General features: G+C 44.0%; 13 protein-coding genes. 5 read left to right on the plus strand and 8 right to left on the minus strand.

Annotation, left to right across the window (positions count from 1 at the left end):
- Window positions 1-216: 216 nt before the first annotated feature.
- Window positions 217-3,384 carry a chitinase C-terminal domain-containing protein gene (locus AB4503_RS03490; RefSeq protein WP_372113647.1) on the minus strand — a complete coding sequence of 1,056 codons (3,168 nt, stop codon included), beginning with the start codon at window positions 3,382-3,384 and terminating at the stop codon, window positions 217-219.
- 476 nt (window positions 3,385-3,860) lie between these two features.
- On the opposite strand from AB4503_RS03490, the gene AB4503_RS03495 reads away from it, so the two are divergent.
- The gene (locus AB4503_RS03495) at window positions 3,861-5,447 is read left to right on the plus strand and encodes a BCCT family transporter (protein WP_017072212.1); all 1,587 of its coding nucleotides are present in this window, start codon (window positions 3,861-3,863) and stop codon (window positions 5,445-5,447) included.
- A gap of 128 nt (window positions 5,448-5,575) precedes the next feature.
- Here the strand turns inward: AB4503_RS03495 and AB4503_RS03500 are convergent, their stop codons facing one another.
- Window positions 5,576-5,938, minus strand: coding sequence for a RidA family protein (locus AB4503_RS03500; RefSeq protein ID WP_017062654.1), 363 nt, complete (start codon window positions 5,936-5,938; stop codon window positions 5,576-5,578).
- 281 nt (window positions 5,939-6,219) lie between these two features.
- Between AB4503_RS03500 and AB4503_RS03505 the strand changes: the two genes are divergently transcribed.
- A complete protein-coding gene (locus AB4503_RS03505; RefSeq protein WP_372113702.1) occupies window positions 6,220-6,666 on the plus strand; it encodes a DUF417 family protein in 447 nt (148 codons plus the stop codon).
- A gap of 116 nt (window positions 6,667-6,782) precedes the next feature.
- Here the strand turns inward: AB4503_RS03505 and AB4503_RS03510 are convergent, their stop codons facing one another.
- The 6 genes from AB4503_RS03510 to AB4503_RS03535 form a co-directional block, all read right to left on the minus strand.
- The gene (locus AB4503_RS03510) at window positions 6,783-7,301 is read right to left on the minus strand and encodes a GNAT family N-acetyltransferase (protein WP_102333488.1); all 519 of its coding nucleotides are present in this window, start codon (window positions 7,299-7,301) and stop codon (window positions 6,783-6,785) included.
- 69 nt (window positions 7,302-7,370) lie between these two features.
- On the minus strand, window positions 7,371-7,835 hold the full coding sequence (locus AB4503_RS03515) for an acyltransferase (RefSeq protein ID WP_017062657.1): 465 nt from the start codon (window positions 7,833-7,835) through the stop codon (window positions 7,371-7,373).
- Between the two features lie 118 nt (window positions 7,836-7,953).
- Complete coding sequence (locus AB4503_RS03520; RefSeq protein ID WP_372082878.1) at window positions 7,954-8,103, minus strand: hypothetical protein; 150 nt, start codon at window positions 8,101-8,103, stop codon at window positions 7,954-7,956.
- A 94-nt stretch (window positions 8,104-8,197) separates the two neighbouring features.
- Window positions 8,198-8,554: a hypothetical protein gene (locus AB4503_RS03525; RefSeq protein WP_102534947.1), complete on the minus strand. Its 357-nt coding sequence runs from the start codon at window positions 8,552-8,554 to the stop codon at window positions 8,198-8,200.
- 237 nt (window positions 8,555-8,791) lie between these two features.
- Window positions 8,792-10,039: a RidA family protein gene (locus AB4503_RS03530; RefSeq protein WP_136981896.1), complete on the minus strand. Its 1,248-nt coding sequence runs from the start codon at window positions 10,037-10,039 to the stop codon at window positions 8,792-8,794.
- Window positions 10,040-10,608: 569 nt separating this feature from the next.
- On the minus strand, window positions 10,609-11,493 hold the full coding sequence (locus AB4503_RS03535) for an AraC family transcriptional regulator (protein WP_017067592.1): 885 nt from the start codon (window positions 11,491-11,493) through the stop codon (window positions 10,609-10,611).
- Window positions 11,494-11,686: 193 nt separating this feature from the next.
- Between AB4503_RS03535 and AB4503_RS03540 the strand changes: the two genes are divergently transcribed.
- The 3 genes from AB4503_RS03540 (at window position 11,687) to AB4503_RS03550 (ending at window position 14,604) form a co-directional block, all read left to right on the plus strand.
- Entirely contained in the window at window positions 11,687-12,835 is a 1,149-nt protein-coding gene (locus AB4503_RS03540; RefSeq protein ID WP_372103299.1) for an iron-containing alcohol dehydrogenase, read from the plus strand.
- Window positions 12,836-13,060: 225 nt separating this feature from the next.
- Complete coding sequence (locus tag AB4503_RS03545) at window positions 13,061-13,807, plus strand: amino acid ABC transporter ATP-binding protein (RefSeq protein ID WP_102333483.1); 747 nt, start codon at window positions 13,061-13,063, stop codon at window positions 13,805-13,807.
- Window positions 13,807-14,604: an amino acid ABC transporter permease gene (locus AB4503_RS03550; RefSeq protein WP_102444212.1), complete on the plus strand. Its 798-nt coding sequence runs from the start codon at window positions 13,807-13,809 to the stop codon at window positions 14,602-14,604. The genes AB4503_RS03545 and AB4503_RS03550 overlap by 1 nt, the downstream gene beginning before the upstream one ends.
- The last annotated feature ends 6 nt before the right edge of the window (window positions 14,605-14,610 follow it).

A 14,610-nucleotide genomic window follows, 5' to 3' on the forward strand; every position in this document is an offset into this window, starting at 1 on the left:
TTTTTACTGAACGAGTGTCGATATTCTGAGAGGTTTCTATACGCAATCTGTGACTTATAGCAAAAACGCCGAACTGGATTCAGTTCGGCTTTTTGATTTTACGTCTAGATTGATTACTTAATTGATACTAATTCCTGATAAATAGACTTAAAAGCATTTGTGTTTATTACCTATTACTACACTCTATTGTCTATAAATAGTTTGCTTAGCATTAAATTAAGAACAAACTTGAGTCCAGCTACCATCGCTACCCGGTTCAGAACTTGTCCACCAGTTTGCTTGGTAAACACTACCGTTGTGAACCACTTGGTCTCCTGTGTTTGCATGGCTTGGGTTACCTGCCCAATCTTTCTGAGGTAAGTCTGGGTAAACCGCTAAACCTGCCGTATCACATGTACCTGGATTGGTGCCACCATCGCCAGGGTTACCGCCACCTGAACTGATATCACCTAATGGTAGATCTGGCTGCTCGAAGCTAAACGCGTAATCAACGCCACCGACATTCACCGCGTAGTTAGCAGGGCCAGAAATTGGCAAGTAATACACCATGTCTAACTCATACACACCGCCAGCAGGAAGCTCTTCCCATGTCGGCAACGTAAACGCCACTCGGTGCATGGTTCCATCTAGTCCACCGATGTTATCCGCGCGAGTATGACCTGAAGCAATCACGGTCAAACCACCACCCGATTGATCTTTCGCGTTATCAGGTGCAGATACTGGGATATCGAATTGGAACTCAGTTCCACCCGGAAGAGCTTGCCCTGTGTTGTTCGTGAACGTGATCTTAGGGTTGATTGGGTAGTTTTGGTCACCGACTTTGAAGCCACCAACCGATACCGCGATATCTAGCGCTTCTGTTGGAATAGCACCCGTCGCTACTTTGTTTCCATATGGTGTTGCAGACTTAAACTTATCGTAGATAGCTTTCGTCATGGTGTTACCCATGTGGAACTCACCGTTACCGCTGTTACACGCTTGCTCAGTCGTATCGATAGAGCTTCGGTTGCCATTCGCATCGAGAACATAACAGTTATAATCCCCTGCTAGTTCCCAGAACATAATGCCGCCGATCTCTTTGTCGATAACGTAGTCCGCTTTCACGTCGATAGACTGTTTATCTTCTGTTGAAAGGAATACGCCCTTCTCTGCGTTCCACAACCAAGGGGCAACCGCCACACTGTCGTAGTTTCTCGTGTAAGTGCCCGTTAGAACATCTGAAGGATCATTCACAGGATCAAGCTTGTAAGCTTCAGCGTAAGAGCCCCAAATACCCTTCTCTAGGTTCTTCGCGTGCCACATAGGGTTAGAACCCGCGCCCATTTCGTTACCTTTTGGATCGGTATCGTGCCACATGTTGTCGATACCAATAGCGCCATGGCCACAGTTGTTTTTCTCGCCTTCACCCGTACCCGCTGAACATTCAGATTGGTTTGGCAGTGCTGCTCGGCCCCAAAGACCATTCTCACCACCCGTTACGCCTTGCCAACCACGAGTGTAGTAAGGCACACCGATGTTAATACGGCCTGCTGGCATAGAACCACGGAAGTAATGGTAAGCCCAATCCGTGTTCAGATAACCAATACCACCGTAAGCCGCCGTGTCGTATACGTTCCACTGCGCTAGCTCTGAATCTTTACCCGTATCAAACAAGGCTGCGTTATGACCTACGTGATCGTTCCACGCACCGTGAAGGTCGTAAGACATGATGTTTACGTAATCGAGGTACTTGGTTACATCGAATGTTTCCATACCGCGTAATAGGTAACCAGAAGAAGGCGCTGCGATCGTTAACATGTAGTGATTGCCATCTTGCGCAGACGCCGCATCGAGCTTCTCACGTAGCACTTTCATCAACACTTGGTACGACGCCCACAGGTATTGACGACGCGGCTCCATGAAGTCTTTGTCGTATGGGTTACCTGCGCCAGCCATAGAAGTTGGGTATTCGTAATCGATATCTAGACCATCGAACTGGTACTTACGCAGCATTTCGACCGCTGAAGTCGCGAATGTTTCGATACCTTGATGGTTGATAGAACCATCAGCATTGGTCGTCATGGTGTAGAAACCACCATCAGCCACGCGGCTGCCATCAGTCGCGAAGTGACCACCTGTTTCAGCCCAACCACCGATTGAGATTAACGTTTTCACGCCGTGTTTTTTCTTCGCTGTCGCTAATGCACCGAAGTGACCTTTGAAGCCTAATGCCGGATCAACTTCCACACCCGGCCACTCTTTACCAACCGCTGCGTTATTTGGATCGTTTACATCACCGACGTTTACTTTGCCATCTGAACCGATGCTCACGAAAGCGTAGTTAATGTGTGTGAGTTGTTCCCAAGGAATATCATTTACTAGGTAAGCAGCTTGTGGGTCATCCCCTGCACGCCAACTTGTGAAGTAACCAATGACACGACGGGGATGGTCTGCGCCCATTTTCTCACGGCCTTCATCATCGTAAATTGTACAGTAAGGAACATCGACACCTTGAGTTTGATATAAGCCATCAGGGCGACATGTGCTCACTGTTGGAGCGCCGTTCACGGTCAAAGATGCCAACGCAGAATCTGCAGTCGCACCTTGGTCGTCTGTTGCTTTCGCGTAAACCGCTAAAGAACCCGCTTGAGTTGTTGTGTAATCTAACGTGTAAGGGCTCGTTGCAGCAGTGCCCACAAGAGCACCCGCTACGTAGAAATCAACCTTATCAACCGTGCCATCGCTATCTGCTGCCGTTGCTGTCAGTGTGACTACACCACCAACATCAACAGATGTCACTGAAAGTGCAACTGAAACTGTCGGTGCTTCATTCCCTGGTTGTGCTGAATCAACAGAAACAGAAACCGCACTTGCAACACTTGCTGCGCCTTCATTATCCGTTGCAACAACAGAAACCTGATGATTACCCGACGTTGCAGCCCAAGTCGCTTCCAAAGGTGCCGCTGTGACTACCGCAACAGATGCGCCATCAACAAAGAACTCAACCGAAGCCACACTGCCATCAGAATCTAGTGCTGTTGCACTCAATACAACATTATCGCCTTCAGTAATCACGTCAGAAGCAGAGGGTGCCGTTAATGAAGCCGTTGGTACTTCATTTGGCGTACCGCCACCTCCGCCACCACTACACACATCAATCTTTTTCCATTGTGCATAGTCACCCTCAAATTGGCTCGGGTTGTTATTTTGATTCCAGTAATTCGCTGAGTACGCGCTGCCGTCATGTGAAACCTGATCACCACCGGTGTACACCGTGGCGGAATCCCACGCTTCTAACGTTGAACAATCCACAGCCGCGTAGCTGTTGAACGCCATTAAGCATGACGCGGTGAGAGTACTGAGTGTAAAAACCTTCTTGGCCACTCTCCCTTGGTTTAGGTGCATGTTAGCTGTCCCTTAAGTTATTGTTTCAAGATGCTTAATTTAAGTGTCATATTTCTCATCACTTAAATCTCTTCGCAAAACAACTGTAGGTAACAGTGCCAATTTAACACCTAAAATATTCGATATTTATAAAATGACTCGCATTAATTTGTTTATAGCATGCAATGAGTCGACACTTATTTTGCACGAACAACTAATATTAAATTTATTTCGGTACGCTAAAAAATATCGCCTAATTCGTATCCTTAATTACAAAACTCTATTCATATCTGCTTTATTTGTTCGTTCTGAAATTTCGTTTTAAAACTAACCAAAAGGGATTGATTTCGCCGTAGAACTGATTTCTTTTCTAAATTTGCCCACTTTTTCTTAACAATTGTGGTAGTATCGCGGATTTTTTTGACGAACCTCACATTTCCAATGCAAGTGTGGGAGAAATACATAGGCTCGAAAGAGCCAAATATAGCGAAGAAATAATGTCCAACTTGACGCAAGTCGCCAACGAAAACATCAACGCAGAATCTACTTCTATCGATTTCAATAAAGCTCAATCTTTGGGTGAAAAACTGGAACTCGGAAACCCAGTCTTTTGGCTTAGTGGCAGTTTTTTAACCCTCTTTGTCATCCTAGCCTTCACCAACACCTCCGTGTTGTCCGAACTTGTAAACATCGGCTTTAGTTATTCAACTAAGTGGTTCGGTGCTTTCTGGCAAGTCCTACTACTTCTCAACTTCATTATCGGTTTAGTGCTTGCACTAGGTCGCACCGGCCACGTTCGCTTAGGAACGCTTGCCCTACCTGAAATGACCACCTTTAAATGGATGTCTATCGTCCTATGTACGCTGCTAGCCGGCGGTGGTGTGTTCTGGGCAGCCGCAGAGCCTATCGCTCACTTTGTTTCAGCTCCGCCACTGTATGGCAACGCAGATCCTCAAGCGATGGCGTTCAATGCTCTATCACAATCTTTCATGCACTGGGGTTTCCTTGCATGGGCAATCTTAGGTGGTTTGTCTTCCATCGTGTTAATGCACTTGCATTACGACAAAGGCCTTCCTCTTAAGCCTCGCACTCTGCTTTACCCAGTACTTGGCGACAAAGCGATTAACAGTTGGGTTGGTAACGTTGTCGACGCATGCAGCATCGTGGCTGTAGCCGCAGGTACTATCGGCCCTATCGGCTTCCTTGGCCTACAAATCAGCTACGCACTGAGCGAACTGTTTGGCATTTCAGACAGCTTTGCAACTCAAAGTGTTGTTATTATCTTTGCTATCGCAATGTACACGCTTTCTGCTTTGAGCGGCGTGAACAAAGGTATCCAACTGGTAAGCCGTTACAACATCATCTTGTCTGTGTGTCTAATCGGCTACATCCTTCTTGTTGGCCCAACGAGCTTCATCGTTGATGGCTACCTGCAAGGTATGGGCGAAATGGTTGATAACTTCATCCCAATGGCGCTATACCGCCAAGATACAGCATGGCTAGGTGGCTGGACTGTGTTCTTCTGGGGTTGGTTCTTAGGTTATGGCCCAATGATGGCGATCTTCATTGCTCGTATCTCACGTGGCCGTACTATTCGCCAAATGATCGTTTCTATTAGCATCGTTGCACCGCTTGTAACGTGTTTCTGGTTCAGCATCGTTGGTGGTAGTGGTCTAGCGTTTGAATTAGAGAACCCAGGTGTGATTTCTAGTGCGTTCGAAGGCTTCAACCTTCCGGCGGTTCTTCTAGCAATTACCGCGCAACTGCCGTTCCCAACTCTGATTGCAATTCTGTTCCTGATCCTGACGACCACGTTCATCGTGACAACAGGTGACTCAATGACTTACACCATCAGTGTGGTAATGACGGGTACGACAGAGCCAAACGCAGCGGTACGTACTTTCTGGGGTATCATCATGGGTGCGGTAGCGATCGCACTTATCTCAATGGGTTCAGGCGGCATCTCCGCTCTACAGTCGTTCATTGTAATCACAGCGGTTCCGGTATCGTTTATCTTGCTCCCGTGTCTATGGCACGCGCCGAAGATCGCGAAGCAGATGGCAAGAGATCAAGGTATCGCTTAATACCTGACCCGATTTAGTTTCGGGTAGCGTAGAACACTAAAAAGCCACTCAAGTGATTCACCTGAGTGGCTTTGTTTTATCTGTTCGTTACTTCTATCTACGAAGCTTATTTCAATCGATAGTTCGGCTTATTGAAACTTTTCACCCGCAGCAACCATAAACGACATCTCAACCAGTAGCTCAGGATTAGCAAGTTCTGCTTTCACGCATGCACGGCTTGGCGCGCAGCCTTCAGGGAACCACGCTTCCCAAACTTCATTGAGTGCATCAAAGTTAGCGAAATCCGTGAGATAAATAGTCACTGACAATACGCGAGATTTGTCGCTGTCTACCAAACTCATCATTTCTTCGGCTTGTTCGAAGATTTGCTGAACCTGACTCTTAATTCCTGCTGTTGTATCCGTCTCTGCCACTTCCACAAAGCTTGCAATACCGTTAAAAACAGTTACATCAGACCAACGTTTGGTCGGGTTAATTCTATGAATTTTCACTGGTTATACTCTTCTTATAATTAGGGTGAACATCAGCGTAATCTAATCCAAATCATGAATATTGAAAACAAAAATTAGAAAGCTCGCGTTACCTTTTGAACAGCACTATCGCCTACCCATTGCTTTGGTTCTCAACATCACTAGCCTTTGAGTTCCTATCGAGACAATAAGTCGCTACCTATTAAGTTTTTAGATAAATATATTAATTATTATTCTCAATGCGAAATTTAATCTGAGCTATTGCGGTCATATTCAGGGAGTTTATTAAATTGAGTACTTTTATGCATGTTCAAACCTATGATTTAAAACAGAGTAATGTGGGATATAACCTAGGCGTGATTGGCGTAGCGTTGGTGTTAGCTTGGATTGGTATTTACAAGTTTACGCCAACCGAAGCAATGCTTATCGAGCCTTTAATCGCAAACCATCCTGCAATGAACTGGCTTTACAATCTGTTCTCAGTCCAAGCTGTGTCTAACATGGTGGGTGGCGCGGAGATCATTGTCGCGATTGGACTGATCGTTGGATTTAATAAACCGACAGTTGCCTTCTACTCAGGCATTGCTGCAGCGGCTATCTTTGTTGTGACACTCAGCTTCCTGATTACAACGCCAAACGCTTGGAAAGTATCGGATGGCATCTTAGTCACTAACTTCTTCCTAGTGAAAGACATCCTGTTTTTGGCAATCGCAATTAGCGTAATCGAACGCAATAAACCTCAGAAGTAACTGTATAACTAGAAGTGGCCATGACCCTAGAAGTAACCTTAAACCTTGAAAATAAAGGCTCGAAGCTGGCTAGAAGGACGCTGCCAGCTTCTAATGTATAAGGCACTGATAGTCACCTAGTCAGCTAAAACCTTACGATAATAATGAGCATCTTGATGTTCTCCTTTAAACACCGCGTAGCTCTCAACATACTCGACCAATTCAAAACCGGTATTGGATAAGATTTTGTTGGAACCGATATTGCCCACTAACGCATAGGCATCAACATATTTAAGGTTGGTCTGTTCCTCCAAATAGAGTAGAAACTGCTTTACTGCGTTAGACGCAATGCCTTTTGAAGCAAAGGAACGACCTACTCGATACCCTAGCTCTCCACTATGGGCGATCTGGTCGATATCGCGGATGTTGATTCTTCCACAGACAGTGCCATTGGCATCTTTGATCAACATAGGAATCATCTCACCATTCTCGTATTCAGTTAGAAAGCTGGTGATTTGCTCGGTCACACCTGCATTTGAATAGAAGCTATCACCCCTAACTGGAATAAATTGCTCAAACCACTCTCGATTTTCGACCTCAAAATCCAAAAGCGCACTCGCGTCATTCGGTTGAAGTAAGTGTAAAAATACATCCATGACAAATACTCTAATGTTTCCCTAAAAAGCCGCACCTTATGATTCATGAACCACGGCTTATTAATACGGTTACGGTAAACCTCTCAATTTCTTGGCTGGGTTACCTGCGTAGATACCTTTTTCGGTGATGTCTTTCGTTACCACACTGCCCGCGCCGATTACTGCACCTTCGCAAATGCTGACAGACAGAACCGTAGCGTTAGAACCGATCGTGACGTTGTCAGCTATCAAGGTACGCCCCCAACTTTCAGGATTAGGATCTGGCTTGCCCTCTTTGAATAAGTCGTTGGCAAACATGACTCCGTGACCAACAAAGCAGTCACTTCCAATGGTCACATACTCACAGATAAAGGTGTGAGATTGAATCTTGCTTCTCGCACCTATCACGGTGTTCTTTTGAATCTCAACAAAGGGGCCAACGAACACATCATCTTTAAGCTCACAGCCATAAACGTTACTTGGCTCGATGATAGTGACATTCTCGCCACAGGTAATATCAGTAATCTGTGACTTTAATACTCTTGGACTTGCCATACTTCACTTCCTCTCGACATTAGCGTCACAATTCAACCTAAGAGATTGTGCCGTAGCCATTAAAGTGCAGCAAATAGATATGTTGAGAGTTGGCAATGGATCAGAAATTCTGCATAAATTAAAACAGTCCTACCAGCACAACTGACAACAGCACCCCACCGATAGAACTTGGGGCATGAAATGGCCGAGCCCGAGATTTAATGTACTCTTTCTCAAGCTCTTCTTGGTAAGTTTTAACGGCGAGTTCTTTTACGTAGTTATTTTGCATAATAAGCTCCTTCTTAATCAGTAAGAGAAGCTTAAGACTTGAAGTTAGGTTGAGGTAAAGCAAAAATTCAGATTAATTGAACACTTTAGTTTTGTTACTCGAGGACTACTCTGAACACATCGTTATTCACACCGCCAACATCCACTAACTCTCCCGGCTTCATAACAAGCGAGGCGTTCAGCTGTCGTGTTGAACGTGGCTCTTTCATTTCTCGAATCACTAACATATCGACAAAGTAGCCTGAGTTTTGCTTTGATATTGAGCCCGAGAAAGTAACACTCTCTTTTCTATTGGCTAGCACCGAATTAAATGTTTTATCCTCTAAAACACCTGCAGAGATGGATGTATCACCATAAAAAAGCGTGATAGTTGTCGGATCAGGCATTAGCTTTTGATTAGACGAACAACCCATAAGGGATAGGCACAGCAGTAAAATAATTCGAAATTGCATAAACTGGTTTTCTTTCGTTAAGCGTCTGTTTTTCATATTAAAACACTTCGACTTAATAATCACCATATGTCGGGTCGAAGCTTGGTTATATTGCTTCGAATAAGTTGTGTAGCGAGGCTTGGGATTGGCAGTATCTGTGGCGAGTTAGCAGATCAGACCGCCGGCTTATGTTTCGACTCAATGTTTAAGAGCTAAAGCTGGGATCTGATCGCTATTATCGAGAAGGGTGCAATTAATTTAAGCAACCACGTCTTGTGGTGGCGTACCTTCGCAGTTAGAAACGACGGCATCAATTTGAATTAGAGCATTCATAGGGATCTCTGAAACCCCAACCACCGTTCTTGCCGGTAAATCAGTGTTAAAGAATGCGGTGTAGATTTCGTTTACCGCATCAATATCTGAAATATCCTTAAGTTGAATATTAATTTTCACCGTATCGTCCATGCTATGGTCAACACTTTCAATTATCGCCTTAATATTTTTTAAACATTGTTCCGCTTGCTCTTTTACACCACCAGCAACAATTTCATTTGTTTTCGGGTCTAAAGGCAATTGTCCTGAAATATGATTGTAGTGAGAGAAAGCAACAGTATGCGAATAAGGCATGAATGGTGCTGCAACAGTATTATTGGTTTCAATAACCAGTAAGCGAGTGTCTTCTGGTAATTGCGGCGGTGTACCGTCACCATGTGAAACGGATGTATCAATTTGAATTAAAGCGCCCATTGGTAATTCAGCTGCGTTAACAACGGTACGAGCAGGAACGTAGCTTGGGAAGAATTTAGCACATATTTCATTTACCACTTCCGCATCTGCGATATTTTTTACGTAGATAGTCGTTTTAACCACATCATTCATGACATGTCCGATGCTTTCTAAAATAGCTTTAATGTTTGATAGACATTGGGCCGTTTGCGCTTCGATACCACCATCAACCAACTCACCTGTGGTTACATCTATCGGTAACTGAGCTGAAAGATTGTTGTAGTGAGAAAAAGCCGCAGTCTGCGTGGACACAGCACTTTGAGGCGCATTATCCGTATTCCTTGATACCTTAACTAGTGCGCAAGGTGCTTGTGGTTTAGTGCCTTCACCGTTAGAAATGAGAGCATCCATTTGAACCAGCGCATCGCTGCTTGGCAGTGCAGTGACACCCACGACAGTGCGTGTTGGAAGGCTGTTGTGGAAGAAGTTTTTGTAAACTTCATCAATAGCATCGATATCAGAAATATTCTTAACGAAAACATTAATCTTCACGACATCATCCATAACATGGTCGATGCTTTCAACAATCGCTTTAATATTATTCAAACATTGTGCTGCTTGATCTTTAATATCACCGATGACTATTTCACCCGTTTTAGGGTCAATCGGAAGTTGAGCAGAAAAGTTATTATAATGAGAAAAAGCGACCGTTTGTGTAGATACAGAATTAATTGGTGCGTTTTCAGTGTTTCTTGAAATTTTAATGATATCGCTACTCATCGGTATTATCCTTTAAATAAAATAGGTATACGTATTTATATTTAACAATCGTATTTGGAAGAATGATTAAAGTAGCGCCATGTTAAGTGAATTATTTTAGGGTAAACGTGATATCCATCAGACTCTCAGTTGACTATAAATCAGCAAGTTACAGAATAATTAGTCATCAAACGACTAATTATCCGTCGTACTAGGCTTTATCAACTGCTAAATTATCTTTAATTTTAAGTCTATTCAATAATCCTGAATACTCTCTCTGATAGTACGGTGAGTAATTCCAGAATTTTAGATAATATTTGATAGGTTGTTCACACTAAAACTTCGTTAATAGCTAAGTTAGTGAGTTTCTCCCCTATACCTGTGCATAAACTCTTAGGCTATTTAATTAATTATTTTCGAGAGCTTATTTTATATAAGTACGTTAATAATATATTCGAGAATCAAATACCTACAATCTGACAATGCCTATGATTAGATACATTTACTCATATAATTCAACAAATATGAGCAATCGTCACCATAGCTTTTGGCATTATAGCTCTCAACACATAGTTTCGTTGAAAGAAGAACTAAACAGCTCTTGGAGTGGTATTGAAATGGCGCTTAAATTCACGGCTAAATTGAGATGGGCTGGAGTAACCGACTCGACGTGCAGCATCACTAATACGAAGGCCTTCTAGTTGAATCAGCTCTTTGGCTTTATTAAGTCTAACCTTTTTCAAGTATTGAAGAGGTGATTCAAAGGTGACATTACGGAATGCATTGTGGAAGGCAGACACGCTCATGTTGGCTTCGTCAGCAAGCGATTGAACGGTGATGGTTTGGTCGTATTCTTCATGCACTTTAGACAGCGCTTTAGCGACACGTGCGTAATGGCCATCATGATGAGCTAAATCAAACAGCACACGCCCTTCTGAACCGGTTAATGCGCGGTAGACAATCTCTGTCACCATCGCATCGCCCAATATATTGGCTTCAATGTCGCAATGCAGCGTTTTCACCAACCGGGTAAAGCTCTCTAGCATTTGCTCTTCCATCGGCGTCGATTCTAAGCCACTCGAGTTCTGTTTATGCTTGTTGCAGTAGCTCTCTAGAAAGCCTTGGTCTTCGAGCTTTTTGACTAAGCTATGCAAACGTTGAGAATCAATGCTTATCGACAAACCAAGCAATGGTTCGCCATTAACAGGCAAGGCTTCGCACTCTAACGGCATTGGCACACCCACCACAAGATAATCACCTGCAGCGTAAGTCACTGGCCTTTCACCAATGTAGATGTTCTTTTTGCCCTGTCCGAGCATGATAATGCCAGACTGGTAAGTAAATGGCTGACGCTGATTCCCGCCACTGCTTCGATACAACCACACACCGCTAATTTCAGTTTCTCTGATCCCTTCAAGGTCATCCCAACCTTTGTGTTCAACATAAGACTGTAATAACTGAGCGAGTGTTTTCATAAGTGGCGACTTTCCATTCTAAGTGCTAAGAGTAAGTAAGCTAAAGCAGAGGAAGAATATCAAGTTTGTAGAAATAGGCAATTTATTTGGAGGAACAGCTCTTCATTGACCTAGATTACTGTACTAATATGCAAATATAGAAATTGAGCAATAAACCAAAATAACAAATTTCGCTTTACACAAGGAATCTCTGATGCAATTTACTTACGTTAACCCTACTGTTATCCATTTCGGTCAAGGCCAAATCAACGCTATCAGCCAAGCGGTTGATACTTCAAAGAAAGTACTAGTCATCTATGGTGGCGGCTCAATCAAGAGCAACGGTGTTTACGACCAAGTTGTAGAGTCTTTAAAAGATCACTCTTGGATTGAGTTCTCTGGCGTTGAAGCAAACCCAACCAAAGAGACGCTAGACAAAGCAGTCGCTCTTGTTAAAGAAGAAAACGTAGAGTTCATTATCGCTGTTGGCGGTGGTTCAGTAATCGACGGTTCTAAATACGTTGCTGGAGCGGCTAAATACGACGGCGACGGTTGGGATATCCTAACGGGCAAACACCAAGTAACTGAAGCGACGCCAATCGGCGCGGTACTGACTCTTCCTGCGACAGGTTCTGAATCTAACATGGGCGCGGTAATCACGCGTAAAGCGACTCAAGAGAAACTGGCATTCATGAACCCTGCAGTACAGCCTAAGTTTGCGGTTATGGACCCAGATGTAATGAAGTCTCTACCTGAGCGCCAGCTGATCAACGGATTAGTTGATGCGTGGGTTCATGTATGTGAGCAATACATCACGATGCCAACAGACGCAATGGTTCAAGACGGTTACGCAGAAACACTGCTTAAGAACCTACTTGTACTGGGTAAGCAATACGACGAGCGTGACAACGATGCATGGCGTGCAAACCTAATGTGGACAGCAAACCAAGCGCTTAACGGCCTGATTGGTACAGGTGTTCCTCAAGATTGGGCAACTCACATGATTGGCCACGAATTCACTGCACTATGGCACGTAGACCACGCACGTTCGCTTGCGATTGTTCAACCTTCACTACTTCGTAACCAAATCGAAGCGAAACGTGGCAAGCTAGAGCAAATGGGTCGTAACGTATTTGGCTTAGAAGCGGGTGCTGATTTAGCAGAACGCACAATCGCTGCAATCGAAGCGTTCTACCACAGCCTAGACGTAGCAACCATGTTCGACGGCTACGAAACAAACAAAGCAACGGCGATTGACAATGTTGTTGCTCAACTTGAATCACACGGCTACCTACAACTTGGTGAGAACCAAGCAATCACGCCAGAGAAAACACGTGAGATTCTAGAGTCTGCGATTCACTAAGAATCGGGAAAATAGAGAGAAAGTAAAGATATTGGTCATACAACGATGAATTTTCACATCTGACTGAACCCATTACTTTTTTCTTTCGTACAACAGAAGCAGCGTTCATTTTGGGCGCTGCTTTTTAATTTGCCCTACAAGATGCTATTAAATTCTCATAAGTCCCTAATTTTATGTGCAATCATATTTCTATATTGTTAAGGTAAACCTGTCTCTTTACTAGGTATGAACAACGATTTGAACAATCTCAAGGAAATGGTTAAGTTTAAGTCACTTAACAAGTGGTATGGTGATTTTCATGCCCTAAAGGATATTGATTTAAATATTGAACAAGGAGAGATAGTGGTGATTTGCGGGCCGTCTGGTTCGGGTAAATCAACATTGATCCGTTGTATCAATCAGCTAGAACCTTTCGAAAGTGGCGAACTTTCCGTGCTAGAACAAGTACTCCCGAGTAAGTTCAACACACCGGGCCAAGTCGGAATGGTGTTTCAGCACTTTCATTTATTCCCCCATCTTACCGTGCTTGAGAACCTAACTCTGTCGCCAATTCGTACGCTTAAAAAAAGCAAACAAGAAGCCGAGAAGATAGCAATGCACTATCTAGAGCGTGTGCACATTGCAGAACAAGCCAACAAATACCCAGTGCAACTTTCTGGCGGCCAGCAACAACGCGTGGCTATCGCCCGTTCCCTGTGTATGAAGCCGGAATTACTCTTGTTTGACGAACCCACTTCAGCGCTTGATCCGGAGATGATCAACGAAGTGCTCGATGTGATGGTTGAACTGGCGAGCGAAGGCATCACTATGGTGTGTGTGACCCACGAAATGGGCTTTGCAAAACAAGTGGCCGACCGCGTTATCTTCATGGATGAAGGACAAATTGTGGAATCGAATACTCCACAATCGCTTTTTGAAACCCCTCAACATGAACGTACTCAAGCGTTCCTAAATCAGATCCTGACTTATTGATGTTGATTCGAATTATTAAACCCGCCCTATCTGCTTTGGTACAGATTGTTGTACTGGTGGCTGCTGTTGTTTGGATTCTCGACTCTGGTGCACAAACAATGGGATACAGCTGGCAATGGGAGCGTGTGCCGGACTATATTGCTTTCTATGAAGATGGTGAATGGTGGCCTGCAGAATTAGTTGAAGGGCTACTGGTTACCATCAATATCTCTTTGATTTCTTTGGTTGCTACGCTGTTCATTGGTTTAACGACAGCACTATTGAGAAACTCAAATTCGGTGGTTGGACGCACCTTAGCCACCAGCTATGTTGAGTTGATTCGTAACACGCCGTTATTAGTACAAATTTATTTGCTCTATTTTGTATTTGGCCCCGTATTAGGGCTCGATCGCTTTAGTACTGCCGTTTTAGCCTTGGCACTTTTCCAAGGCGCTTACACCGCCGAGATATTTCGTGCTGGTTTAAATGGTATTGCGAGAGGACAATTTGAAGCAGCTCAATCCTTGGGCTTATCAAAGACCTATACTTACTGGGATGTGATTCTTCCTCAGGTGGTGCAACGCACCTTGCCACCTTTGACCAATGAAGTGATCTCTCTTATTAAAAACTCTTCAATTGTGAGTGTCATGGCTATTTTTGACCTGACGACTGAAGCCAGAAACATCGTTTCTGAAACCGCGATGCCATTCGAGATTTGGTTCTCTGTGGCGATCATTTATCTTGCTCTTACACTTTCACTTTCTGCCGTTGCTGCTTGGCTTGAGCATAAGCTCGGGGCTAACTGGCGAACACAATAAGGATTT

Source organism: Vibrio sp. 10N.222.55.B11 (genome assembly GCF_041473705.1).
In the GTDB taxonomy this organism is placed as follows: domain Bacteria; phylum Pseudomonadota; class Gammaproteobacteria; order Enterobacterales; family Vibrionaceae; genus Vibrio; species Vibrio crassostreae_C.

Bases quoted from the DNA above. Each gene is read 5' to 3' on its own strand.
- AB4503_RS03525 (WP_102534947.1), bottom strand. From the start codon at position 8,554: ATGCAATTTCGAATTATTTTACTGCTGTGCCTATCCCTTATGGGTTGT.
- AB4503_RS03535 (WP_017067592.1), bottom strand. From the start codon at position 11,493: ATGAAAACACTCGCTCAGTTATTACAGTCTTATGTTGAACACAAAGGT.
- AB4503_RS03550 (WP_102444212.1), top strand. From the start codon at position 13,807: ATGTTGATTCGAATTATTAAACCCGCCCTATCTGCTTTGGTACAGATT.
- AB4503_RS03515 (WP_017062657.1), bottom strand. From the start codon at position 7,835: ATGGCAAGTCCAAGAGTATTAAAGTCACAGATTACTGATATTACCTGT.
- AB4503_RS03495 (WP_017072212.1), top strand. From the start codon at position 3,861: ATGTCCAACTTGACGCAAGTCGCCAACGAAAACATCAACGCAGAATCT.
- AB4503_RS03540 (WP_372103299.1), top strand. From the start codon at position 11,687: ATGCAATTTACTTACGTTAACCCTACTGTTATCCATTTCGGTCAAGGC.
- AB4503_RS03520 (WP_372082878.1), bottom strand. From the start codon at position 8,103: ATGCAAAATAACTACGTAAAAGAACTCGCCGTTAAAACTTACCAAGAA.
- AB4503_RS03545 (WP_102333483.1), top strand. From the start codon at position 13,061: ATGAACAACGATTTGAACAATCTCAAGGAAATGGTTAAGTTTAAGTCA.
- AB4503_RS03505 (WP_372113702.1), top strand. From the start codon at position 6,220: ATGCATGTTCAAACCTATGATTTAAAACAGAGTAATGTGGGATATAAC.
- AB4503_RS03510 (WP_102333488.1), bottom strand. From the start codon at position 7,301: ATGGATGTATTTTTACACTTACTTCAACCGAATGACGCGAGTGCGCTT.
- AB4503_RS03490 (WP_372113647.1), bottom strand. From the start codon at position 3,384: ATGCACCTAAACCAAGGGAGAGTGGCCAAGAAGGTTTTTACACTCAGT.
- AB4503_RS03530 (WP_136981896.1), bottom strand. From the start codon at position 10,039: ATGAGTAGCGATATCATTAAAATTTCAAGAAACACTGAAAACGCACCA.